The sequence below is a fragment of the Nocardia abscessus NBRC 100374 genome (genome assembly GCF_000308455.1).
Lineage (GTDB): Bacteria > Actinomycetota > Actinomycetes > Mycobacteriales > Mycobacteriaceae > Nocardia > Nocardia abscessus.
In genome coordinates, this window is sequence record NZ_BAFP01000267.1 from 36,524 (window position 1) to 58,924 (window position 22,401).

The 22,401-nt window shown below is 67.2% G+C and carries 22 protein-coding genes; 10 read left to right on the forward strand and 12 right to left on the reverse strand.

Annotated elements, in window-relative coordinates; genetic code table 11:
* Positions 1 to 31 precede the first annotated feature (31 nt).
* Positions 32 to 895, forward strand: coding sequence for a universal stress protein (locus ON19_RS41040; RefSeq protein ID WP_083899833.1), 864 nt, complete (start codon positions 32 to 34; stop codon positions 893 to 895).
* 185 nt (positions 896 to 1,080) lie between these two features.
* Here ON19_RS41040 and ON19_RS33770 read toward each other — a convergent pair whose 3' ends face one another.
* The 3 genes from ON19_RS33770 to ON19_RS41050 are packed head-to-tail and all read right to left on the reverse strand — an operon-like array spanning position 1,081 to position 2,586.
* The gene (locus ON19_RS33770) at positions 1,081 to 2,016 is read right to left on the reverse strand and encodes a saccharopine dehydrogenase family protein (protein ID WP_043702299.1); all 936 of its coding nucleotides are present in this window, start codon (positions 2,014 to 2,016) and stop codon (positions 1,081 to 1,083) included.
* Positions 2,013 to 2,276: a hypothetical protein gene (locus ON19_RS44230; RefSeq protein WP_227954782.1), complete on the reverse strand. Its 264-nt coding sequence runs from the start codon at positions 2,274 to 2,276 to the stop codon at positions 2,013 to 2,015. Before ON19_RS44230 ends, ON19_RS33770 begins: the two co-directional genes overlap by 4 nt.
* Before the next feature lie 31 nt (positions 2,277 to 2,307).
* Entirely contained in the window at positions 2,308 to 2,586 is a 279-nt protein-coding gene (locus ON19_RS41050) for a MarR family transcriptional regulator (protein WP_218006528.1), read from the reverse strand.
* A gap of 184 nt (positions 2,587 to 2,770) precedes the next feature.
* Between ON19_RS41050 and ON19_RS33785 the strand changes: the two genes are divergently transcribed.
* Together ON19_RS33785 and ON19_RS33790 are read left to right on the forward strand one after the other, a co-directional pair.
* Positions 2,771 to 3,613: an NAD(P)H-binding protein gene (locus tag ON19_RS33785; RefSeq protein WP_043702306.1), complete on the forward strand. Its 843-nt coding sequence runs from the start codon at positions 2,771 to 2,773 to the stop codon at positions 3,611 to 3,613.
* An 11-nt stretch (positions 3,614 to 3,624) separates the two neighbouring features.
* Positions 3,625 to 4,233 (forward strand): hemerythrin domain-containing protein, encoded by a 609-nt coding sequence (locus tag ON19_RS33790; protein ID WP_043702308.1) that lies wholly within the window; start codon positions 3,625 to 3,627, stop codon positions 4,231 to 4,233.
* Positions 4,234 to 4,279: 46 nt separating this feature from the next.
* Here ON19_RS33790 and ON19_RS33795 read toward each other — a convergent pair whose 3' ends face one another.
* The 3 genes from ON19_RS33795 to ON19_RS33805 form a co-directional block, all read right to left on the reverse strand.
* Complete coding sequence (locus tag ON19_RS33795; protein ID WP_083899835.1) at positions 4,280 to 5,221, reverse strand: sigma factor-like helix-turn-helix DNA-binding protein; 942 nt, start codon at positions 5,219 to 5,221, stop codon at positions 4,280 to 4,282.
* Positions 5,222 to 5,333: 112 nt separating this feature from the next.
* Entirely contained in the window at positions 5,334 to 6,527 is a 1,194-nt protein-coding gene (locus ON19_RS33800) for an NAD(P)/FAD-dependent oxidoreductase (protein WP_043702311.1), read from the reverse strand.
* A 96-nt stretch (positions 6,528 to 6,623) separates the two neighbouring features.
* Positions 6,624 to 6,848, reverse strand: a complete 225-nt coding sequence (locus ON19_RS33805) for a hypothetical protein (protein WP_043702314.1) — start codon at positions 6,846 to 6,848, stop codon at positions 6,624 to 6,626.
* A gap of 125 nt (positions 6,849 to 6,973) precedes the next feature.
* Here ON19_RS33805 and ON19_RS33810 point away from each other — a divergent pair, with 125 nt between their 5' ends.
* Positions 6,974 to 7,864 (forward strand): LysR family transcriptional regulator, encoded by an 891-nt coding sequence (locus ON19_RS33810; protein ID WP_043702317.1) that lies wholly within the window; start codon positions 6,974 to 6,976, stop codon positions 7,862 to 7,864.
* Between the two features lie 750 nt (positions 7,865 to 8,614).
* Here ON19_RS33810 and ON19_RS33815 read toward each other — a convergent pair.
* The 5 genes from ON19_RS33815 to ON19_RS33835 form a co-directional block, all read right to left on the reverse strand.
* The gene (locus tag ON19_RS33815) at positions 8,615 to 9,241 is read right to left on the reverse strand and encodes a sigma-70 family RNA polymerase sigma factor (RefSeq protein WP_043702320.1); all 627 of its coding nucleotides are present in this window, start codon (positions 9,239 to 9,241) and stop codon (positions 8,615 to 8,617) included.
* Positions 9,242 to 9,836: 595 nt separating this feature from the next.
* Positions 9,837 to 10,646: an ABC transporter permease gene (locus ON19_RS33820; RefSeq protein ID WP_043702323.1), complete on the reverse strand. Its 810-nt coding sequence runs from the start codon at positions 10,644 to 10,646 to the stop codon at positions 9,837 to 9,839.
* Entirely contained in the window at positions 10,643 to 11,569 is a 927-nt protein-coding gene (locus tag ON19_RS33825; RefSeq protein WP_043702326.1) for an ATP-binding cassette domain-containing protein, read from the reverse strand. The genes ON19_RS33820 and ON19_RS33825 overlap by 4 nt, the downstream gene beginning before the upstream one ends.
* 506 nt (positions 11,570 to 12,075) lie before the next feature.
* Positions 12,076 to 13,293 (reverse strand): NAD(P)/FAD-dependent oxidoreductase, encoded by a 1,218-nt coding sequence (locus tag ON19_RS33830; protein ID WP_043702388.1) that lies wholly within the window; start codon positions 13,291 to 13,293, stop codon positions 12,076 to 12,078.
* Between the two features lie 178 nt (positions 13,294 to 13,471).
* Entirely contained in the window at positions 13,472 to 14,098 is a 627-nt protein-coding gene (locus ON19_RS33835) for a TetR/AcrR family transcriptional regulator (protein ID WP_043702330.1), read from the reverse strand.
* Between the two features lie 280 nt (positions 14,099 to 14,378).
* Between ON19_RS33835 and ON19_RS33840 the strand changes: the two genes are divergently transcribed.
* The 3 genes from ON19_RS33840 (at position 14,379) to ON19_RS33850 (ending at position 18,500) form a co-directional block, all read left to right on the forward strand.
* Complete coding sequence (locus ON19_RS33840; RefSeq protein WP_043702332.1) at positions 14,379 to 16,169, forward strand: ABC transporter ATP-binding protein; 1,791 nt, start codon at positions 14,379 to 14,381, stop codon at positions 16,167 to 16,169.
* On the forward strand, positions 16,166 to 17,905 hold the full coding sequence (locus ON19_RS33845) for an ABC transporter ATP-binding protein (protein ID WP_043702335.1): 1,740 nt from the start codon (positions 16,166 to 16,168) through the stop codon (positions 17,903 to 17,905). Before ON19_RS33840 ends, ON19_RS33845 begins: the two co-directional genes overlap by 4 nt.
* 73 nt (positions 17,906 to 17,978) lie before the next feature.
* Entirely contained in the window at positions 17,979 to 18,500 is a 522-nt protein-coding gene (locus tag ON19_RS33850) for a DoxX family protein (protein ID WP_043702338.1), read from the forward strand.
* 206 nt (positions 18,501 to 18,706) lie between these two features.
* Here the strand turns inward: ON19_RS33850 and ON19_RS33855 are convergent, their stop codons facing one another.
* The gene (locus ON19_RS33855) at positions 18,707 to 19,621 is read right to left on the reverse strand and encodes a D-alanyl-D-alanine carboxypeptidase family protein (protein ID WP_051169580.1); all 915 of its coding nucleotides are present in this window, start codon (positions 19,619 to 19,621) and stop codon (positions 18,707 to 18,709) included.
* 232 nt (positions 19,622 to 19,853) lie between these two features.
* Between ON19_RS33855 and ON19_RS33860 the strand changes: the two genes are divergently transcribed.
* From ON19_RS33860 to ON19_RS33870, 3 genes are all read left to right on the forward strand, one after another.
* The gene (locus ON19_RS33860; protein ID WP_255218441.1) at positions 19,854 to 20,462 is read left to right on the forward strand and encodes a TetR/AcrR family transcriptional regulator; all 609 of its coding nucleotides are present in this window, start codon (positions 19,854 to 19,856) and stop codon (positions 20,460 to 20,462) included.
* Positions 20,459 to 21,349: an alpha/beta fold hydrolase gene (locus ON19_RS33865; RefSeq protein WP_043702340.1), complete on the forward strand. Its 891-nt coding sequence runs from the start codon at positions 20,459 to 20,461 to the stop codon at positions 21,347 to 21,349. Before ON19_RS33860 ends, ON19_RS33865 begins: the two co-directional genes overlap by 4 nt.
* A gap of 434 nt (positions 21,350 to 21,783) precedes the next feature.
* Positions 21,784 to 22,350: an isochorismatase family protein gene (locus tag ON19_RS33870; RefSeq protein ID WP_043702343.1), complete on the forward strand. Its 567-nt coding sequence runs from the start codon at positions 21,784 to 21,786 to the stop codon at positions 22,348 to 22,350.
* The last annotated feature ends 51 nt before the right edge of the window (positions 22,351 to 22,401 follow it).

The following is a 22,401-nucleotide window of genomic DNA, read 5'->3' on the forward strand; positions in this document are numbered from 1 at the left end:
AACATTTTTCTGACCCGGAAGGCGACAATTCATGACCGTACGTCGTCCTATTGTGGTCGGTGTCGACGGCTCCCCAGCCTCATTTGCTGCCATTCGCTGGGCCGCTGCTATGGCCGCCCGCCGTCATGCGCCGCTGCATCTTGTGCACGCCATCGGCGTCCCGGTCCACGCCATGCCTGTGATCGGCTCTTTGCTGTTCGATATCAGCGCATACCGCCAGATAGGTGAGTCCGCCCTCGGCCAGGGACGAAGCATTGTGGGTCAGTTGGGTGGCTTCCCCGCGGATGTCGACGTCCAGACCTTCCTCGATTTGCCAACACCGGTTGCGGCTTTGGCCGCTCGATCCGCGACGGCCCAGTTGCTCGTCATCGGTGCTCGCGGTTTGGATCCGTTGGAGCGTGTGCTGTTCGGATCGGTCGGGGTCGGTCTGATGAAGCACGCCGATTGTCCGGTGGCTGTCATCCCGGCTGCCGCGGACACAGCGCCGCCTGCGTCGCATTTGCCGATCCTGGTGGGAGTAGACGGATCGCGCTGTAGTGCCCACGCAGTGGCTATCGCATTCGACGAGGCGGCGAGCCGGGCAGTAGGACTTGTGGCGGTGACGACGTGGCCTGATCGACATGACTCACCCAGCACGGCGCAGGACCGAGCCGAGGTGTTGCTCGAAGAGAGCCTGGCGGGCTTCACCGACAAGTATCCCGATGTTCGCGTAGATCGAGTCGTCGTTGAAGGTCGCCCAGCGCAGCGGCTGCTGGAGGCGTCCCGGACCGCGCAGCTGGTCGTACTCGGTAGTCGTGGACGTGGCGGAGTTGCGGGCGCCGCGCTCGGTTCGGTCAGCCAAACGGTGCTGCAATCCAGCCGCATACCTGTCCTCATCGCTGCCTGCCGGCGATGATCGCCTCACACCGTTTCGCGGCGCGCCTGTGCACACGCGTGGCCGTCGGCCGTCGGGAGGATGCGACCGACTCGCCGATCCAGCCGCTCTGGTCAAGAATCGCCGGCCTGATGTCGCCGGAGCGGATGTCCCGGCGGAAAGGCTTGTCGAGTCATGCTCGGACCCGTTCCATGGCGACAATGTCGCTACGTTGAGAATGTCAGAGCAATACCTGTCGCCAGCACATGGTGCCGCAGCTTGTCGAGCTCCAGTAGTTCGTGGATCCATGTCGGCGTGGTGATTCGACGGCGGGTCATCTCTCGAACGGTGGTCGCGGCGACCGCGGCGGTGGCCAGAGATTGCCCACGGCCGGTCGCCCATAGTGTCGATCCGGTGGCAGTACGGGCGAGTACCACCCATCTGTCGCTGCCGGGCATGCGCTGTGGTGCCAGTGCTCGCAGCGCCGGCGCCCAGGTGAGACCAGCCAGTCCAGCAGTGGCGAGGCGGGAGTCCAATCGCAGGTAGGTGCGGACGGGGACTGCGAATTCGCGGGTGAGCCGGTGTTGGTCGGCAAAGTCGGCGCGCAGCGCAGGGAACGGCTTATATCCGGCCCCTTCGGGAATCGTGAAGTATGTCGGCCTGGTGAAGTTGCGAATGCCGGTGCCGTCGGGGTCGGGAAAATGCTGTCCCATCAGTCGGTAGGTCCAGGCCGTGGCGGCGGGGCCGTGGTGTTCGCCGGAACCGAGCCCGATCATGATGTCGACCGGGCCCGCGCCGCTCGCCAGCGCGTCGACGGCGAGCAGGGTTGTCAGGCCGGGTGCCAATCCGACCCCGAGCACTATCGGCCCCTCGACGCGCTCCAAGGCCTGCACATATTCAGAGGTCGCGGAGATCTCGACGAACGGAAGCCCCCGTTGGGCACACTCCGCAGCAAGTCGGACGTCCTCGAAGCCAGAGCAATTCACCACCATCGAAACCCCGGCCAACGCGGTCGCAAAACCGTCCATCGTGCTCAGATCGACGACCCGGTCGGCGCGTGCCGCATCGCGTCCAGCCGCCAGGGCGGCAATTCCGTCCGCGCGAAGCAGTCGCACCAGGTGCGCACCGACCGCTCCGTATCCGCCCAGCACCAGCACGCTCATCGAGCCTCCTTCGTCCCAGGCGTTCCCACGACGTCCTCAGGGCAGGATGCCGGCGGCAGCAACCGCAGGGTGAGAGCGTCGGTGACCCAAGACTCCCCCTCGTCGCCGGCACAACCACGTTGATGGACCAGCGGCTGGTAGGTCTCGACGGCCTTCATCGTCGTCGCCGTGTGTCCGCGGGCGGTGAACAGTTCGCGCGCCGCTGCCAGCATTTCGGCTCGGTTGGCCGTCGTCCGTACACCGGCGATCTTCGCTGTCATGCCTGAAATACTACTTGACTAGAGCGCAACTCTAGTGACTTCCCGCTAGCAGGTCGTAGACCTCGCCGAGCCGCTCGGGACGGGAGCGGATGACGACCGCGCGGCGGTCGTCGGTGGCGCGTTCGCGCATGATCCAGCCGGCGCGTTCCAGGCGGTCCAGGATTCCGGTGAGCGTCACGGGGTGGAGACCGGCCTGTTTCGCCAGGGCGCTGGGGCTCAGCGGTCCCTGACTGTTGATCAGGTCCAGGCAGTCGAAGTCGATGTCCTCGAGGTCCAGGGGGTCCCGACCTGCCGGTTGAGCAGCGCCAATTGGCTGCGCACATCGCGTAGCGAGCCCTTGACGCGGGTGGTCAGGCGTCGTCGGTGACGAGCATCACCCTCATTTCCTACGAAATACATATCATCTCCAAGTCATATTAAATAATATGACTTTCATATCTTACGACATTCGGTAGGGCCGGATCGGCGACCTACCGGGGAAGAGAAGGTCAACCATGTTCGTCATCATCGGAGCCACCGGAACGATCGGCCGGGAAGTCGTCACGCAGCTACGGGCGACCGGCGCGGCCGTCACCGCCGTGACCCGGGACCCCGGACAGGCACGGATGCCGATGGGAACCGTTGTGATGGGCGCCGATCCCTCGGTGCCGAGAATTCCCGCCGAAACCTGGGACGACGTCGAGGGGGTGCTGCTGAGCTCGCGCGCCGTCATCGCCTCGGCACCGGAAATCCTCTCCGCCGCAGCCGATCACGGAGCGCGCCGGGTGGTCGTGATCTCCGCGTCGACGATCGAGTACCCCGCCGGGGAGCCGCGGTTCATGGCCGGATTCCGGGCATTGGAGGCTGCGGCCGAAGCATCGGGGCTGGCGTGGACATCGTTGCGCTGCGCGGATTTCGACGCCAACACCTTGGCCTGGGTACCGCAACTGCGCGCCGGCGACGTGGTACGCGGCGCGTACGGCAAAGCCGCCACCTCGCCTATCCACGAGCGCGATATCGCCGCCGTCGCGGTCCGCGCGCTGACCGAGGACGGCCACGCGGGCCGCCACTACCTGCTGACCGGCCCCGAGTCGCTGACCCAGTACGACAAGGTCCGCATCCTGGGCGAACTCACCGGCCGCGACCTGTCGTTCCTCGAACTCACCGCCGACCAGGTGCGCGCCGGAATGAGGGCACAGGGACTGCCAGACGAGGTCCCGGCCCGGCTGCTCGGCTCACTGTCCGATTACGCCCGCGTCCCGGGTCCCACAACAGGCGCCGTCGCCGAGCTACTCGGCCGCCCCGCCCTCGATTTCGCCACCTGGGCCGCCGAACACGCCGCCGCCTTCACCCGCTGAAAGGGTCGATCATGTCCATCGACTTCACCATCATGTACGCCACCCACGACGCCTTCCGCCGCGACCTGACCCGACTGGCCACCGCCGCCGCGGTCGGCCGCGCCGACGCCCCCGGCGTCCACGCCGGCTGGGCCAACTTCACCCGCCAACTCCACGTCCACCACACCGTCGAAGACTCCGCCCTCTGGCCCCCCGTGCTGGCGCGCCTGACGAACCGCCCCGCCGACACCGCCCTCATGGCCGACATGGAAGCCGAACACGCCACCCTCGACCCCGCCCTGCACGCCGTCGACAATGCGCTGCGCACCCACTCCGCAGACCTCGCCGAACACGTTCACACACTGACACGCATCCTCACCGACCACATGGCCCACGAGGAAACCGCCGCCCTCCCCCTCATCGACGACGTGCTGACGCCCAAGGACTGGAACGCCTTTCGCGGCGCGATGGCCCGCAAACAAGGCCCCTCCGGCGCGGCGGCCTACGTCCCCTGGGTCCTCGACTCGACCACACCCGAACAGCGACGACACTTCCTGGCCGCCATGCCCGGCCCGGTCGCGGCGATCAACACGCTGTTCTGGGAACGCCGATACCGCCGGCGGGAGCTGTGGAAGCACTGACCGAGACCTGATGCCCGCACAACCTGATGTGCGTGAATCCGATGGTTCACCGCAAGCTCAGGCGGGTTTCGGATTCCACCTGGGCCGGTTCGGCGAGGTTGCGGACGAAGTAGAGGCCGGTGATGCGGTCTCCGTCGATACCGATCGCCAGGATGCCGTCGAGTTCACCGTCGACATGAACCGCCAATGCCGCAGTGCCGTTGACGGTGACGGGTTCGCCGGTGAGCGATACCGCGCTCGTACCGAGCCCGCCGACGACGAAGCGGGCCACCTTGTCGGCGCCGGTGACCGGCCGTATTGCGGCCCGTTCGACGCCGCCACCGTCACAGACGAGGACGACGTTGGGAGCCAGGACCTCGAGTAGGACCTGCGGTTCGCCCGTTTCGAGTGCACGCTGCAACGATTCCGCCGCCGCACGGGCCCGGTCCGCGGAGACCACCCGATGGGGGCGGCGGACGGTGACATGGCGGCGGGCGCGATACGCGATCCGACGGGCCACGGCAGTGGTCGTGCCGACCGCGTCGGCAATCTCGTCGTAACCGAGGTCGAACGCCTCACGCAGGACGTACACAGCGCGCTCGGTCGGCGAGAGCGTCTCGAGGACCAGCATCAACGCCCTCGACATGCGCTCGGCGAGTTCGACATGGTGGGCGGTGTCCGCAGTGGTCGGCAGCGGCTCGGGCAGCCACGGGCCGGCTGAGGATTCCGCGCGTTTCATCGACCACAGCCGGTGCAGGGACCGGCGGGTGAGGGTCCGAATCAGGTAGGCGCGCGGGTCGCTGACCTGGCCGGAGTTGATGTTGCGCCAGCACAGCCAGGTTTCCTGCAGGACGTTTTCGGCATCGGCGGTGGATCCGAGCATTTCGTAGGCGACGGTGAAGAGCAGGTTACGGTGCGCGAGAAACGTTTCGGTCGACGCGATGACGGCGGGGTCACCACCGTTGCGGTCCGTGACCTGCCGCCCACCGGGGTCGGGTGTGGTGTTCATGTAGTCCTCTCCGGTTGTCGTCAGGTCCGGCATCCGGCCACCCTGTGCGGCGTCCGCGAGCGCAGGCATCGCACAGGGTGGCCGAGTCACCATCGCCGGGCGAGATGACGGCTTACGGTGCCCTACCCGACCGATACAGTCGTGTTCTCGCCCTGGGCCAGCAGCGCCGGACGGTGCTTGCCGTCTTTAAACAGCGGTGTGAGCCGGGCTTGCGGGCCTCGGTCGCCAGGTGCTTGACGCTTGCTTCGCAGGCGATTTCCTTCAGTTTCTTGCCCATGGACCCGCTGAAGTAGAGCCGCATGCCGGTCTCGTTCTTATGACCGAGCTGGTAGATCCCGGCTTCCCGGCCGAAGCTGAGGCACATGGCGATGAACGACAGGTCGATCGCCGAGGGCTGCTCACCCGAGATCCGCCGCAGCAGCGTGTCGGCGGCGTGCGCGCCCAGGCAGTAGGCGACGTAGGCGCTCATCCGGAACGGCAGATTCGACGGTGCCGAGGAGTCGCCCGCCGCGACAATGCGTTCGTCGTCAACGCTGGTCAGGGTCTCGTCGGTGAGCAGACGCCCGGCGGCATCGGTGCGCAGCCCGCTACGGTCGGCCAGATCGGGCACCCCGAAGCCCGCCGTCCAGATCGTCACGTCACTCGGCAGCGTCCGGCCATCACCGAGCTGCACGGATTCCCGGGTCACCGCGGTGACGGCCGCCTCGGAGCCCTCGATAACGGTCACTCCCAGCTTGGCGAGGTACTTGTGGGCCGTGCGCCGTGCCTTGGGATGCAGGTACGGAACGAGGACATCACCGCAGACCAAGGTGACCGCGCGCCCCTGCTCGGCCAGCTCGGCGGCGGTCTCGACTCCGGTCGGGCCGCCCCCGATCACCATCACCGCGGCCGTCATGGGCGTGTCGAGGAGCACCGACCGCAACCGCTGTGCCGCCTCCAAAGTCGCAACCGGGTAAGCGAACTCGGCCGCGCCCGGCACCCGCGGCGTAGGGCTGCCGCTACCCACCGCGTAGATCAGGTAGTCGTAGCCGATCGTGCCGCCGTCGGTCAGTACCACCGTGCGTTCGGCCGCGTCGATCCGCTGCACGCTGTCGACCACCAGCTCGACCCCCTCGGCCAGGATGTCCTGGTACTCGACGACCGCCTCGTGGGTTTCGCCCACCAACTGGTGCAACCGCAGCCGCGGGACGAAGACCGGGCGGGGGTTGATCACGGTCACCCTGACGTCGTCGCGCTGTGTCAGGCGATTGGCGGCCATCACGCCGGCGTATCCGCCACCGACCACGACGACTTCGTACTTGTTCATCTTGTCTTTCCTTCGTTCGGTGAGAGTTTCGGGCACAGGACACCGTGTGCCCCGTCCCGGTGACTGCCGGTGCGGCGGGGTCAAGGACTTTCGGATTCAGTGGTGGGTGGCCAGCGGCGCACCGGGCAATGGCGTCGAGTCGAGGTAGCGGACCTCGTATACGCGTTCGCTGAGTCTCCACCCGTCCGGGGTTCGCTGGTAGCGGTCGGGTGTGAACAGAGATGCGACACGGTCGAAGTCACGGATCATCACCGCGTCGGTGACCTCGCCACACAGGGCGGTGATCTCGACCCGGTCCGCGATCACCAGCGGGTTGCTCATCGGGTCGTCCTCTCTGTCGGTCTGTCCACCGGGGCTTGTGCCGCGGTGACAAACCCAGCTTCGCGGCAGACCGACAACCGATCAACGTAAGCTTCGTGGACTGATTGATAACTCTGGAGTTATTCATGGAGCTACGCGATATCGAGATCTTCCTGACGCTGGCCGAGGAATTGCACTTCGGCCGCACCGCCGAACGCCTGCACGTGTCCCAGGCCCGCGTCAGCCAGGCCATCCGCACACAAGAACGACGCATCGGCACGGCGCTGTTCGAACGCACCAGTCGCCGGGTGCAGCTGACACCGGTCGGCCGGCGCCTGCGCGAAGATTTGCAGCAAGTCCACGACCTGCTCCAAGCCGCACTCGCCCGCGCCGAAGCCGCCGGGCTCAGCGCAGGCCAGACCCTCAAGATCGGAGTGTTCGGGCACGCCGGCCACGAACTGCGGCCCCTGTTCGAGACGTTCCGCACCCGCTATCCGGGTAGCGACGTCACGTTCGGCGAGGTCAACGGCGCCGACCCGTTCAACGCGCTCCGCAGCGGGGAACACGATGTGAACGTGCTGTGGCTACCCGTCCTCGAACCCGACCTCACCGTCGGCCCCACCGTGCTCACCGGCCGCCGCTTACTGGCGGTCGCCACCGACCATCCACTGGCCCAACGCGGCTCCGCGTCGCTGGAAGATCTCGCCGACAACCGTGTTGTCGACTTCGGTCCCGATGCCCCCGACTACTGGGTTGCGTCCATGGTCCCCACCCACACACCGCAGGGCCGTCGCATCCCACGCGGGCCGATCGCACGGACCTTCCATGAGATCCTTTCCCTGGTCGCGTCCGGGCAGTGCGTCCACCCGCTGGGCGAGCTCGCAGCCCGCTACAACAACCCCCCAGGCATCGCTTTCCTGCCCATGCCCGACGCCCCCGAAGTGCAATGGGCCCTGATCTGGCGCTCCACCGCCGACAGCGCCGCGATCCGCGCCCTGGCCCGCACCGCCGCCGACTTCGGCCCAATCCAACTCTGACTCAACAGAACCGCCATTCGACGACTCCAGTGCGTCCTTTCCTGTTCTCCTACGTCTGTCCTGGTGCCCATCCCTAACGGAGCGAGGAGTCACCATGACCAACCCGAATGAGTTCGAGTCCCCGGCGACAGAGCGGACGGACGCACCACCGCAGCCTGCGGCGCCCCCGTGTTGCAGCACTGACCGGCAGTCCACGTGCTGCGATCCCAGCGAAAAGGCGGCGTGCTGCGGTCCGGTGGCGGCAGGCGGTGGGTGCGGCTGCCGGTAGCCGTCACCTGGTGCGGTGCGAGCATCAAGCGGCTCGCACCGCACCCAGCAGCAGCGCTTTGCTCCGCTCGGATGGAATGCTGCGAGTGCTTCGCGGATCTCGACTGGAGACACGGCTCCGCGCGGCGACGTGTGCGCGAGCGCGATGGGCGATCTGGCCGGACAAGACGGGCAGCAAGCACGAGAGGCACGGGCGGGTCTTCCCGCTTGTGGTCAGGTCACCGTCATCGGCGGCGGTCCGACGGGCATCGAGACAGCGGCCGATGTCGCCGCTGCCAGGCCGGAGTTGCGGGTCCGAATGATCGCATCCTCGGTGGCCGGAGACCTGTCCGCTAGGGCGTACCGGCGGCTACGCACCGGACCGGCGCGGCTGACGGTCGAGATCGTCGATGACGTGGTAACGAAGTCGCCTCGGGTGCAGGCGAATCGCCTCTGGCCATTACTACCGGAACCCTTCCCCAGCCGGTGCGTGTGCGCGGTCTGTCAGTCCGATGTCGGTGTGTTCCCGCAGGCGCAAGTTCCGCTGCGGGGTTCGTAGTCGTGCACGTGGCCGGTGCGGTCCTGGCTGATCTGGCAGCAGGCGTGCAATTGGGCGTGGAGGGCGGCGCGGCCGCGTTGGACGCGGGATTTCATCCCGGAGATCGAGATACCTGCCTCATCGGCAGCGGCGGCGTGGGTGCGGGCGTCGAGGTCGACCATCCGCACCGCGGCAGCCTGCTCCGCGGGCAGCGCGGAAAGCATCGGTACCAGGCACGTGGCGAGTTCTTTCTCCGCATCCGCGTCGGTGTCGAGTTCATCCCCGTGTGCGGAGGGGTTGTCCGGGACGGCGTCGACGGGCAGTTCGCGGCGATGGGGTGCCGACCGGTAGTAGTCGGTGATCGCGTTGCGGGTGATGGCATATATCCAGCCCAGCAGCCGGTCCTGATCGCGCAGATTGTCGAGGCTTTTGGCCATCCGCAGGAACACGATCGACAGGATGTCGTCGGCGTCTTCCGGGCGCGGGACCCGCCGGGCGATGAAGGCCCGCAGATCGCTGGAAAAGCGGCGCCACAACTGCTCGAGATCGCCATGTTGCCGCTGTGGTGTGGTCGTGGCCGCTGTCTCGCTCATGATCCTGGTTCCTTCCCGTCTCCAGCATGCTCGCCCGCCGCCGCGGTGGCGAGCGTTGATGCGTCATCACCGGTACCGACGACGGTGACCGAGATCGGACGCATCCTGCGTCCAACTCCGAGGTGTCACGTCTGTATGGGTGTCGATGTCGATGTCGGGTTCTCCGATTCGACCGATCAATGAGCGCGGTGAGGAGGTGAGAGCGATGCTGACCACACATCTGTTGTCGGGTCTGACCAGTGAAGAGGTCGATCTGATCGTGGCGGAGGAACTGCATCTGCTCGACGCCGCCGCATGAGCGCCGCCGACGCCCACGCCGGGCATATCCGCTGACACAGCACACCAAATGAGCCTCTACCACCGCGCAAGGTAGAGGCCATCGGTGTGCCCGGCTCCGGGCGAGCAGCGCAAACACAAAGCCTGCCGCCGTTTCCCTGCGGGGAAAGAACGGGGCAGGTGCGTCGTCGTTCAGCGGGCGCGTGGAGGCGTCGGCGAAGGAGATCGTGCCGCATCGCACGGCCGGCCATACACACACGCAGAATCCGCTCCGTCCTTCCCCTCCCGAGGAGAAGGACGGAGCGGGTGGGTCATCGAATCAGCGAGCCCGTGTCGGCCGAACCAGACGAGTGAGGACGGGGATGGTGGTGACCGCGGCCCACAGTCCGAGCGCCGCTACCAGAGCGGTGGCGGTGTCCCCAGCAGTGGCGGTGCCGAGCACGTGCCCGCGCAGGGCGTCGGTGGCGTGTGCGACCGGATTCACCACGGCCATGGCTTGCATCCAGCCGGGCATGGTCTGGATCGGTGCGAACGCGCTCGAGATGAACATCAGCGGCATCATCACCATCATTCCGGCGAACTGGACCACGTCCGGGCGGCGTAGCCGGTCGCCGATCAGCCCGAACAGGGCGCTCATCGCTCCCGCCAGCATTACCAGAACCACGACCGCGGCCACCGCATCGACAGCGCTGCCGTGGAAGTCGAAACCCAGCAGTACGGCGGCGATCCCGAGCAGCGCGGCGCGCGCGAGGGTGAACACAGCCTCGTTGAGGGTGCGCGCCATTCCGGGCAACGTCGCCCGCATCGGCAGGGCCGCGAAGCGGTCGTGCAGGCCGTTGGTGTGATCGATCGCGGCGGAGACTCCTGCGTTGGTGCCGGCCATCACCGTGGCGACCGCGAGCATGGCCGGGGTGAGGAAGTCGATGTAGCTGACCCCGGCCGGGAAGCCGGGTCCGGCCGCGACGCTGCGGAACACCTGGCTGAACAGCACAAGCATCGCCATCGGCATGGTCAGCGAGAACATCAGCAGCTGCGGGACGCGGGCGCTGGTGCGCAGGTTCCGGACAGTGAGGGCGGTGAGCTGGTCGATGATCGGGGAACGCCCGATCGCGGTCATGGTGGTGGTCATCGGTGGGCTCCAGTGGTGTGGGCGAGGTGCGTGAAAACGTCGTCGAGGCTCGGGGACGTCACATCGAGATCGGTGACGTCGATGCCGCCGCGGTGCAGGTCGGCGACCAGCGCGGTCACGGTGGGGGCGTCATCGACGGTGACCGACACCCGCACCCGGGTGCCGTCGACCCGTTCGAGGTCCGGGGTGAACGGCAGATCCGCGATCTGGTGGGCGGGGACGGTGGCGTGCAGGACCTTGCCGCCGACGATCCGTTTCAGCTCGGCGGGGGTGCCGCGGGCGGCGACCCGGCCACGGCTCAGCACCACGATGTGATCGGCGAGCCGGTCGGCTTCCTCGAGGTATTGGGTAGTGAGCACCGCGGTGGTGCCCGCGGTGGTGAGCTCCTCGACGACATTCCAAAGTCCGGCACGGGCCAGGGGGTCCAGGCCGGTGGTCGGCTCGTCGAGGAACAGCACCGACGGGTCACCGACGAGGCTGGCGGCCAGATCGACGCGGCGGCGGGAGCCGCCCGAGAGTTCCCCGACCCGCCGGGTCGCGTACTCCCCCAGCCCGAGCCGGTCGATCAGCGCGTCGGCTCGTGCGCGGGCGGTGCGGCGCAGCCCGGTCAGGCGGCCGATCAGCTCCAAATTCTCCCTGGCGGTGAGGAACTCGTCGAGCCCGGCGTATTGACCGGTCACCCCGATCCGGCGGCGAACCTCGGTAGCATCGGCGATCACGTCCAGACCGGCGATCTGCACGCGGCCGACAGTGGGTCGCACCAGGGTGGTGAGGGCGCGGATCAGGGTGGTCTTGCCGGCGCCGTTGTGGCCGAGCACTCCCAGCGTCGCCCCAGCAGCAACTTCCAGGTCGACACCGTCGAGCGCCCAGGTCCTGCCGTAGGCGACGTGCAGATCCTCGACCACCACGGGCGGGGCGGTCATCGCACACCCCCGACGCGGTCAGCGAGGTCGTTGAACAGGTGAATGGTCATCGAAAGGTTCCTCTCGGAAGAAGGTGCGTTCCCACCCGAGTGGATGGGAGTCCGCTTCCTCAGACGAACCAGCCGCGAGATGGACGCACCGGCCGGCGGTCGCGGTCAGGCCGATCACACACGGGCGAGCCAGGCCACCGGCTGCCCGGCGTCGCGGCCCAACCCCGCGCAGGAAAAACGACGACAGCGACCGCCGCTGCAAACCCAGGTAGCCAAACCATCGAGGGGCGAACGGCAGGACGGTCGACGACGGTGTAGGGGGCGGAGCCGGCTCGGGGCTTGGGTTGCCTCGTCAGCCCGTCTGACAGCACGGGATTGTGCTCGTCCAGGTCGTCAAACGTGTGTATGGGCAGGGGCGAGAAGTGTGCTGCGCGTAAGGCACTCGTCACCACCGAGATCGTTGCCTCTTCTGTCGGATCATGTACCCACCAGCGCGACTGGTAGTCGATGGGCCGACTAGTGTCCGTGCTCGGGCGCGGACTGCAGTTCGGGCGCGGCGGCGGCCAGCAATGCGTCGCGATCGCGGCTCAACGGAGGATAGATACGCCGGGTGTTGATGGCACGCTTGGTGTCTTTGGCCACCTCGCCACACGCGACCACGTCGCGGTCCCATCCCTCGGTATACACCGCACCTGCCGGTCCCAGATCGAGAACCGTTACATACCAAGGGATTCGCAACGGCTTCACGGGCTTGCCCAGAAGATCGCCGATGACGTTGTATCCGGCCCATCGGCCCATCGGGCGGCTGTGCTGGCAGGACATCACCGACATGTGCTCGTCGTCCATTTTTGCGGCGGCGACGTCACCGGCGGCGAATACCCCGGGCACACCACAGACTCGCAGATATTCATCGACGGGGAGTCGACCCAGCCGGTCACGGTCGACTCCGAAGTCTACGGTCAGCGGGTTGGCCCGCATGCCGGCGCACCAGACGACGGTGGCGGCGGTCACCACTTCACCCGAGGAGAGCGTCACGCCGCGTTCATCGATGGCGACGACCCCGACGCCCAACCTGGTCTCGATCCCGATGTCGGCCAGCGCCGCCTCGATGACCGGTCGCGCCGACGCGCCCATGTCCGAGCCGACGAACGGGTTGCGGTCGACCAGGATGACCCGCGGTGCGGCGGCGCGCGTGGCAAAGGCGTCTGCGAGCATCGCGGGCAGCTCGGTCGCCTCTTCGATTCCCGTCAAACCCGCTCCGACGACGACTACTGTCGCGGCCGCCGGATCAGCGGGGCCCTCGGCAAGTCGGCGCAGGTGGGCTTGCAGTCTGGTCGCTGCGTCATGGGTGTCGATGTCGAAACCGAACTCCCGCAGTCCCGGGATATCGGGCTTGACCACCTGGCTGCCCAACGCGAGCACCAGTCGGTCGTAGCCATGAACGCCCGCGGTGGTTTCCACGACCCGCGCCACAGCATCGATCGCCGTCACTTCGCCGATGATGTGCTCGATTCCGACCGGATCGAGAAGAGCGCTGAGCGGGATGCGGGATGTGCTCAGATCGGTCTCGTAGTCGCGCACGCGGATGTCGTGGTACGGCGTGGAACTGATCATCGTGACATCGACGGTTCCGGCCGCCACACCGAGTTCATCGAGCCTCCGGGCCGCAGCGAGCGCCGCCCACAGACCCGCGAACCCGGACCCGAGAACCACGACACGCGAAGGATCGGTCACTGCAGCGCGCTGCACATCGTCATTCTGGACCACGGTCGGCAGGACGGGGTCGATTTTGCGGTTGCCGGGCGGCGAACAGTTTCCGTTCGAGGCGGGTTTTCGATGCGGTGGTCGCCTGACCGGCCGACGCTGTACTCGTGGCAGATCACGCCCTGGCCTGGCCGAGACGTAGCGGTGTTCAGGGATTTTCGTAGTCGGCGGACGGCCAGATGCCGCGTAGTGGGCGCATGCCGTCCTCGACGTAGTCGGCGAGGGGGCGGTTGCCGCCGTCGAGGTACCACTGTTCGAGTGCGGCGAAGTAGCCGAAGACCAGGGCGTTGGTGGCCACGCGAGCCTGTGTTTCGTTCAGCTGTCCGGTTGACGCGATCAGTGGTGCGAGCCGCTGGCTCGTGCGGTCGGCCGAGGCGCAGGCGGCCATACGCACCGATGGCTCGGTGAAGTGGTATCGGACCCTGCGCCACGGGTCTCTGTCGGCCGGAGCGCTTTCGTCTGCACCCTGGGGATCGGCGGTGTGCGCCGGTGTGGATTCGTCGGCGCGGACGGAGCGGATCAGGCTGCCGATGGGATCGTGGGGGTCCACGATCTCTTCGATTTCTTCCGCGTTCATGGTGTCGAACTCGTCGGCGACGATGATCCCTTCCTTCGTGCCGAAGAGGCGGTAGACCGTCGACGGCGAGACCTCGGCCGCGGCCGCGATCTCCTCGATGGTGACGGCGCCGAACCCCTTCGCATCGAACAGGTCGAGGGCGCGTTCCTGGATGGTGTGCATGGCCTTGAGCCGCCAGCGCTCGCGAAGTCCGGTCATGGGTCCAGATTATCAGGAAGTCACTTCCTGAAGGATGCTACTGCCGTTTAGACATTGACTGTCTGTAACGAGTCTTCTAGAGTCACTTTCTAGAGATAGTGACTTTCTCAAACGGGGTTGCGTGGCTCACGGGCTCGACGGCGCTCTGGCGCCTCCCCGTCTGGGTCCGGCCCCCGATCCACCCGACCGAACTCTCCGGAAGGACTCGCGGCATGCGAGCTGACAACCACGGCCGTCTTGGCAGACCACATCGAGCTCAGCTGTCCGAGGCGGGACCGCGATGACCACGGCCGATATTGCCGAGGCCCGGGAGCAGCCCGCCCCCCCAGATACCGCCCGCAGGGAGGAACAGAGCTTCGCAGCGCTCCTACGCCCCCATGTCGGCGGTTTCGCCGCCGTGGTCGTCCTTCAGGTGATCGGTGCTGTGGCAGGTTTGGCGCCGTTGTTGGCGGTGGTCGAGTTGGGGCGCGCGTTGTTGTCGACCGGCCCGATCGATCACGGTCGTGTCTGGTTCGTGGTGGTCCTGGGCGTGGTCGGGCTGTTCGTCCGGCTCCTGTTCACGGCCGCTTCGTCCGGTCTCGGGCACGTGCTCGACGGCCGGGTGCAGTTGTCGTTCCGCCGGCAGTTGGCCGCACATTTGGGGCGTGTGCCGATCGGCTGGTTCTCCCAGCGCCGAACGGGTGAGCTCGCCAAGGTGGTGAGCGAGGATGTGAGTGCGCTGCATCCGTTCATCGCCCACGCGCCCGGCGAGCTGGTGTCGGCGTTCGTGGTGCCGCTGGTGTCGCTGGTCTACTTGTGCACCGTCGACTGGCGGCTCACGCTGATCACGTTGGTTCCGGTGTTGCTGGCGGTGGCATTGGTCCCGTTGATGATGACCCCGGCCCGGCAACGCGAGCAGAGCGAGTTCGATGCGGCGATGGGGCGGATCGCCGATTCGGTCGTGGAGTTCGTGCAGGGCATCGCGGTGGTCAAGGCGTTCGGCGGAGGCGACCGCGCGCACCGCCGGTTCCGTACGGCGGTGGACGATTTCGCCGATACGTTCCTGCGCTGGGCGCGGGGCCTTTCCCCGATCGCCGCCGGGATGCAGCTGGCGCTCGCGCCGCCGTTCGTGCTGCTGGTCGTGCTGCTCGGCGGCACGGTCCGGATAACAGGTGGCGGGATGGCTGCCGCGGATCTGCTGCCGTTCCTGCTGCTCGGGCTGGGGCTGACCGCTCCGGTCGCGGCGCTCGGCCACGGTTTCGACGACATGCAGGCCGCCGGCCGCGCGGTCGGCAGGATCCGGGACGTGCTCGACGTCGAGCCGTTGCCCGAACCTGCCCACCCGGCCACGCCGCGAGGACACCGGGTGGAGCTGCGCGACGTCCGGTTCGGATACGACGCCGACCGCGAGGTGTTGCGCGGGATCGACCTGGTGCTCGAGCCGGGCACGGTCACCGCGCTCGTCGGACCGTCCGGTAGCGGCAAATCCACACTCGTCCAACTACTTCCCCGATTCTTCGACCCGACCTACGGGACGATCACCCTGGGCGGAATCGACCTGCGCGAAATCGGCAGCCGCCAGCTGTACCAAGCGGTCTCCTTCGTCTTCCAGGACGTGCGTCTGCTGCGTGCTTCGGTGGCCGACAACATCGCGCTGGCAGTCCCGCGCGCCGACCGCGAGCAGGTGGTACACGCCGCCCAGCTGGCGGGCATTCACACCCGGATCCTGGAGCTGCCGCACGGCTACGACACGGTGCTCGGCGACGAGGCCGGACTGTCGGGCGGTGAGGCACAGCGCCTCGCCCTCGCCCGCGCGCTGCTGGCCGACACCCCCGTTCTGGTGCTGGACGAGGCGACCGCGTTCGCGGACCCGCAGACCGAACAGGCGGTGCGTCACGCCCTGGCGAGCCTGCAGGGCGACCGGACGATCCTGGTCATCGCCCACCGGCTGGAGACCATCGCTGAGGCCGACAACGTCGTCATGGTGGAGGACGGGGTGATCGTGGAGCGCGGCGCGCCCGCGCAGTTGCTGGCCGGCCAGGGCAAGTTCGCCGCGTTCTGGCAATCCCATCGTGGAGACGAGTTGTCATGATCCGAATGCTGTTGCGCGTGCTGGGCGATCAGTACGCCGGTCCGGTGCGTCGCACCGTGGCCCTGATGACCACCACCGCGGCCCTGGAGGGGTTGTCCTACGCCCTGCTGGTCCCGGTACTCCGGGAACTGTTCGGGAGCAGCCCCGAGGACGCCTGGCCGTGGCTGATCGCGTTCGGGATCGCGGTCGCGGTCTACGCGGTGCTGCGCTACATCAGCGACCTGGCCGGTTTCCGCGCCGGAACCACGCTGCTGCGCGGCACCTATCACCGGCTCGGCGACCACCTGGCCCGGCTGCCCATCGGCTGGTACGGCGTCGGCCGCGTCGGCGAAGTGTCGGTGCTCGCCAGTCGGGGCGTCCTGGAAGCGATGAGCGTGATCGCGCACCTGCTCGCACCATTCGTCGCCGCCTCGGTGACCCCGCTGACGATCGTCGCTGTGATGCTGGCGTTCGACTGGAAGCTGGGACTGGCCGCACTGGTCGCCGTCCCGCTCGTGGCGGCGATCCAGGCCTGGACGGGACGCGCGATGGCCACCGCCGACGCCGAACGCCATGAACGTGACCAGGATGCCGGCGGGCGAGTCATCGAATACCTGCAGGCCCAGCCGGTGCTACGGACCGGCGGCCGCACCACCGAACGTTTCGACCTGCTGGACGACTCGCTACGCGGAATCCAGCGCGCCTCGCGCCGATCGGCGCTATCGGCCCTGCCCGGCATCGTCGGCCTGACGCTCGCCGTGCAGGCGATGTTCACCGTGCTGCTGGCCATGGGCGCCTACCTCGCGCTGGGCGGGAGCATCGGCGCGGCCGAGGTTCTGGCGATCCTGGTACTGGCGGCCCGCTGCGCCGAACCCCTGCTGTCGCTGGCCGACATCGGCGGCCAACTCCGCAGCGCGCGCGCCCAACTGACCCGACTGGACGCACTGCTGCGCACCGAGCCGCTGCCGGAACCGGGTGACCCGATCCAGCCGCACCACCACGACCTGGAGTTCGACGCCGTCGCCTTCCTGCACGGCGACCGCATGGTGATCGACAATCTGACGCTGACGGTGCCGCAAGGCCAGCGGTTGGCGATCGTCGGACCCTCCGGAGCGGGCAAGAGCACCCTGCTCCAACTACTCGCGCGGTTCCACGACGTGAGCAAAGGCGCGGTCCGCGTGGGCGGCGTCGACGTCCGCGACATCGATACCAGCACATTGATGGCACAGATCGCCATCGTCTTCCAGAACGTCTACCTCTTCGACGGCACCATCGAGGACAACATCCGCCTCGGCCGCCCCGAAGCCACCGACGCCGAAGTCCGCGCCGCGGCGACAGCGGCACGCCTGGACGAGGTGATCGAACGACTTCCCGGCGGCTGGGCCGCCGACGTCGGCGAAGGCGGTGCACTGCTGTCGGGCGGCGAACGTCAACGCGTCTCCATCGCCCGCGCCCTGCTGAAGAACGCTCCCATCGTCCTCCTCGACGAGGTCACCTCCGCCCTGGACCCGGTCAACGAAGCCGCTGTCCACCAGGGCATCGAACGCCTGATGGCGGGCCGCACGGTGGTGATGGTGGCCCACCGCATGCACACCGTGCAGACCGCCGACCGCGTCGTCTTCCTCGACAACGGCCGAGTCGTGGAAGAAGGCACTCATCACGGCCTGCTGGATCGAGGCGGCCGCTACGCCGACTTCTGGAACATTTCCACGGCTCGCCCTCGTGCCGTCAGCGGCGCACACGCCGATCGAGCCTGACCACACCGGCCGCGCGACTGCGGCCTGAATTCATGCCATGACCCCTGCTGTTCCCCCGAATCGGAAGTGCACTGTGTTCACCACCCCGCTGCTGTTGATCATCCCCACCCTGAGTTTCCGCGTGCTCGGCGCCTTCGGCGTCCGCCGGTTCGCCACCTGGCGAGTGTCCTTCGCGCACGGACTGGCCGTGATGCTCCTCTCGACAGGTATCGCCCACTTCATCCCCGACACCGTCGACGCGATGCCGAGCCATGACGATCTGGCGGCCATGGTTCCCGCGTTCGTTCCGTTTCCGGACCTCATGGTGTACCTGACCGGTGTGCTGGAACTGCTCGGCGCTGCCGGCCTGGTCTCGACCCGTACCCGGCGTTACGCCGGACTCGGGCTCGCTGTGCTGTTCATCTTGATGCTCCCGGCGAACGTTCATGCGGCGGTCTCGGATATTCCGTTGAACGGCGATCCGGCCACCCCTCTGTGGTTCCGGATTCCCGAGCAGATCGTGTTCATCGCTATTGCCCTGTGGGCGTCAGGTGTGACTGTCGCGAACCTGCGCATGCCGGCCGGGCGTCGACGTGACACTGCCGTCGAGGTGTAGTGCCACGACCGGAGATGCGGTGCAGTAGGTTCCGGCGTCAGCGGATGCGTTCGACTGGCTGCGGTTGTATCAGGAGGAACTGCACGGCCGGATCCCTCCCGGCCGCATACCCGGTGTGCTGGAGGCTGTGGCGGCCATGGCGCCCGCTGAACTACCGGATGTTTCGGTGCGCATCGAAATCCTCAGGCAGCCAGCCGCATTCGGCGCTAATCGATCGGCAGCACGCTCAGGATCGGGTCGTAGGCCCAGTTCAACATGCGCTCGGCGTCCTCCTTGGCGGCGATCTCACTGTCGGGTGAGCTGTGCAGGACCACACCGATCAGCGGTATTCCCGCCCTGACCGTCTCGAACAGCAGGCAGGTTCCCGCGGCGTCGGTCCATCCGGTTTTGATGCCGATAGCGCCGGGATAGTCGTGCAGCAGCAGGTTCGTGGACTGCCAGAGGTGAGCGCGGTTGCCCGGGCCGGCGGGCAGGTGATAGCTCTTCGACCTTGCGATGTCACGGAACACCGGCAGGCTCATCGCGCGCAGGCCGAGGGTTACCAGGTCCGCCGGTGTGGAGTGGGTGGAGCGGTCGGTGGGGGCGGGCAGCCCGCTGGGGTCGGTGAAATGTGTTCCCGCCAAGCCCATTCGATGGGCGGTGTCGTTCATTTCGGCGATGAAGCCGTCTTGTCCGGGCCCGTATGCCTCGGCAAGGGTGTAGGCGGCGTCGCAGCCGGACGGCAGCATCATCGCGTACAGGAGTTGTCGCGCGGTGAGCACCTCGCCGGGGACCAAGCCTGCGTTGCTTCCGTCGTACTCGGTGCAGTAGGCGATGATTCCCTGCGGCACGGTAATGGTTCGGTCGACGTCGCCGGCGTTGATCACGACCAGTGCCGTCATCACCTTCGCGATGCTGGCTATCGGGACCGGGGTGTTCGGCTCTCGCGACCACAGCACCGTGCCGGTGATTCCGTCCGCCAGCGCTGCTCCCGACGCCTGCACCGCGCCCGGCTCGAACGTCAGCCAAGGTAACTGAATATGGACCTCGCTCGCGGCGGGGGCGACCACGACTCCATGACCGGCTACCACGACCAGCGCCACGGCAACGGCCGCCTGCAAATATTTAGCAAATGTCCGCATGGGCCACATTCTGCTGCGCGACCCCATGGATCAGTGGGATTTCACCGACCGAATCACCGCGCCGCTCCGAGTTGAATGCCACTCGGCGTGGACGGAGCCGTACTCGTCAACTGATACGATACGGAACGTGGCGTATCTAAACAGTGGAGGTGCTCCTGCCTCAGAAGCTCAGGAGACACGTCGCGGAGGACGTCCCCGTGATGACGAACGCGAGGGCGAGATTCTCGAGGTAGTGGCCTCGCTGCTGGCAGAGCGCGGCTATGAGGGTGTCACCTTCGAGGAGGTAGCGCGTCGGGCCGGCTCGTCGAAAGCCACCCTCTACCGGCGGTGGAAGTCCAAGAGAGACATGGTCGTCGCTGCGCTGAAGGCAGGCCCTGCCCGTCGAGAAGGGGCGGACGAGATCGACACAGGCAGTCTGCGCGGTGACCTGATCGGCTTGTGTCAACGGCTCATCACGACGATGCGTTCGGCCGACGGCCAGACCGCACTGCTACTCCTTCAGGCAGGCCTTGAAGACCCCGAGCTGTGCGAGGAGATCGAACGGACCGTCGGCCCGACCGGAGCCCGGTTGCCCACCTCGGTCGTGGACGCCGCCATCCGTCGCGGAGAGCTGCCTGAGGTCGTAGACCCCTTCCCTTTCGAAGAAGTGGCCGGGGCAGTGCTGCTGCTCCGGCGGCTCAATGGACTGAATACCGATGATGTCTATCTCGAAGCGCTCGTGGATTCGATCCTCATACCCGCCCTGCGGGCAACCTCCGCTCGGTCGGCAGAGCTACCCGCCGGAATCTTCTCCGGCCGACCGTCCGCGCAATCCACCACGACCAGTGAAGGAAACCGATGACTACGCCGACCATCGACGGATTTCGTTACCAGACCCTGCCCGGCGACGAAAGCGTCGAACTCAACGTCGCGGTCGGCGGGACCGGGCCGGCCGTTGTCCTGCTCCACGGCTTCCCCCAAACCCACTACATGTGGCGCGACGTTGCGCAACAACTCGCCGAGGAGCACACGGTCATCGTTCCGGACCTTCGAGGTTACGGCGACAGCGGGAAGCCGCCGGCGGACAGCCCTGACACATATTCCAAGCGCACCATGGCTGAGGACATCATGCGGGTAGTCGGCGCGCTCGGGCACGAGCGCTTCGGACTGATCGGTCACGACCGCGGCGCCCTGGTCGGTATCCGCGCCGGCCTCGACCACCCCGACGCGGTTCAGTACCTCGGGGTGCTCGATGTCCTCCCGACTCTCGACACTTGGGATGTCCTGCGGGGAGTGGACGCGAAGGTCGCCTGGCACCTGTACCTGATGGCGCAACCCATGGGACTGCCCGAGAAGATGATCAAGGCCGTGGCAGAGGAGTTCTTCGCTTCGTTCCTCGACGCCTGGGACACGGACGGCTCGACATTCGCCCCGGAGGTGCGGCAGCACTACATCGACAGCTCGGTCGGAGCCGTCGACTCGATCGTCGCCGACTACCGCGCCACCTCGAGCATCGACCTGAGCATGGACCGTGCGGACCGCCAGGCCGGAAAGACGCTTCCCATGCCCGTTGGCGTGATCTCCCAGGACTGGGGCGCCCAGTTGGGCTTCGACGCGGCAGCGCTCTGGCGAGCCTGGGCGCCGGACCTGACCTACGAGCCGATCAAGGCGGGGCACTTCATGGCCGAGGAGAAGCCCACCGAGATCGCGCACTTCATCCGTAAGCTCGCCGCCCGGAGCCGAACCTGATCCCTTCCTGATCGAACCCGCCGAAGGATCTGGTACTCACCTTTTCACCGGGATCTCGGTCTTCTTGCCGGACAGTGTGCGCGGTGTCGCGGTACTTCGAGCAGGGTGTCGGGAACGTGGCGGGGCGACAGGGCGGTGCGCAGCGCGGCGGAGCTGCGCCAAGGCGAGACAGACCGCTCGCACCACTAGGTAAGTAGCCAACTGCCCGACCTGAGCACCCGGAAACATCCTGTAATGCCGACGCGCAGTTGTTGTTTTTCGGCAGACGCTGATCTCCGAGAAGTAAATGTGTGCGGCAGCTGTACGGAGGGGCCTGGCGAGAGATCAGAGCGAGCGCGGATGTCCGACGGCGCGTTCGGCGATGTGCATCGGTGATAGCCACCTACAATAGGCGCAGGCCGAAACCGTTGCGGGACCGATCTCGTGGAGGCGTTATGAGCAGGGCTCTGATCATCGTCGACGTCCAGAACGACTTCTGCGAGGGGGGTGCGGTGGCCGTCGCAGGCGGAGCCGCGCTGGCCGAACGGATCAGCGAATATCTGCGCGGCAGCGACTACACCGCGATCACCGCCACCCGTGACTACCACATCGACCCCGGTGCGCACTTTTCCGACAACCCTGACTTCGTCGACACGTGGCCGCCGCATTGCCGGATCGACACGCCCGGTGCCGACTTCCACCCGAACCTGGACACCGCCCCGATCGACGAGGTCTTCTTCAAAGGCGCCTACGCCGCCGCCTACTCCGGATTCGAGGGCGCCGCCGAGGACGGCACGGCCCTCGCGGACTGGTTGCGCGCCAAAGGAATCGACACCGTCGACGTCTGCGGCATCGCCACCGACCACTGCGTTCGCGCCACCGCCTTGGATGCCCGCACCGCCGGGTTCGACACCCGGGTGCTCGTGGGCCTGTCCGCCGGCGTCTCCCCCGCCAGCATCGATCGGGCCCTGGACGAACTCCGCGATGCGGGTGTGGAGATCGCCGGAAACATCGACAGTTGACACCGCCCCTCCAGCCGTCATGTGCGGGTCGTAGTCGACCTGCTCTAGAGG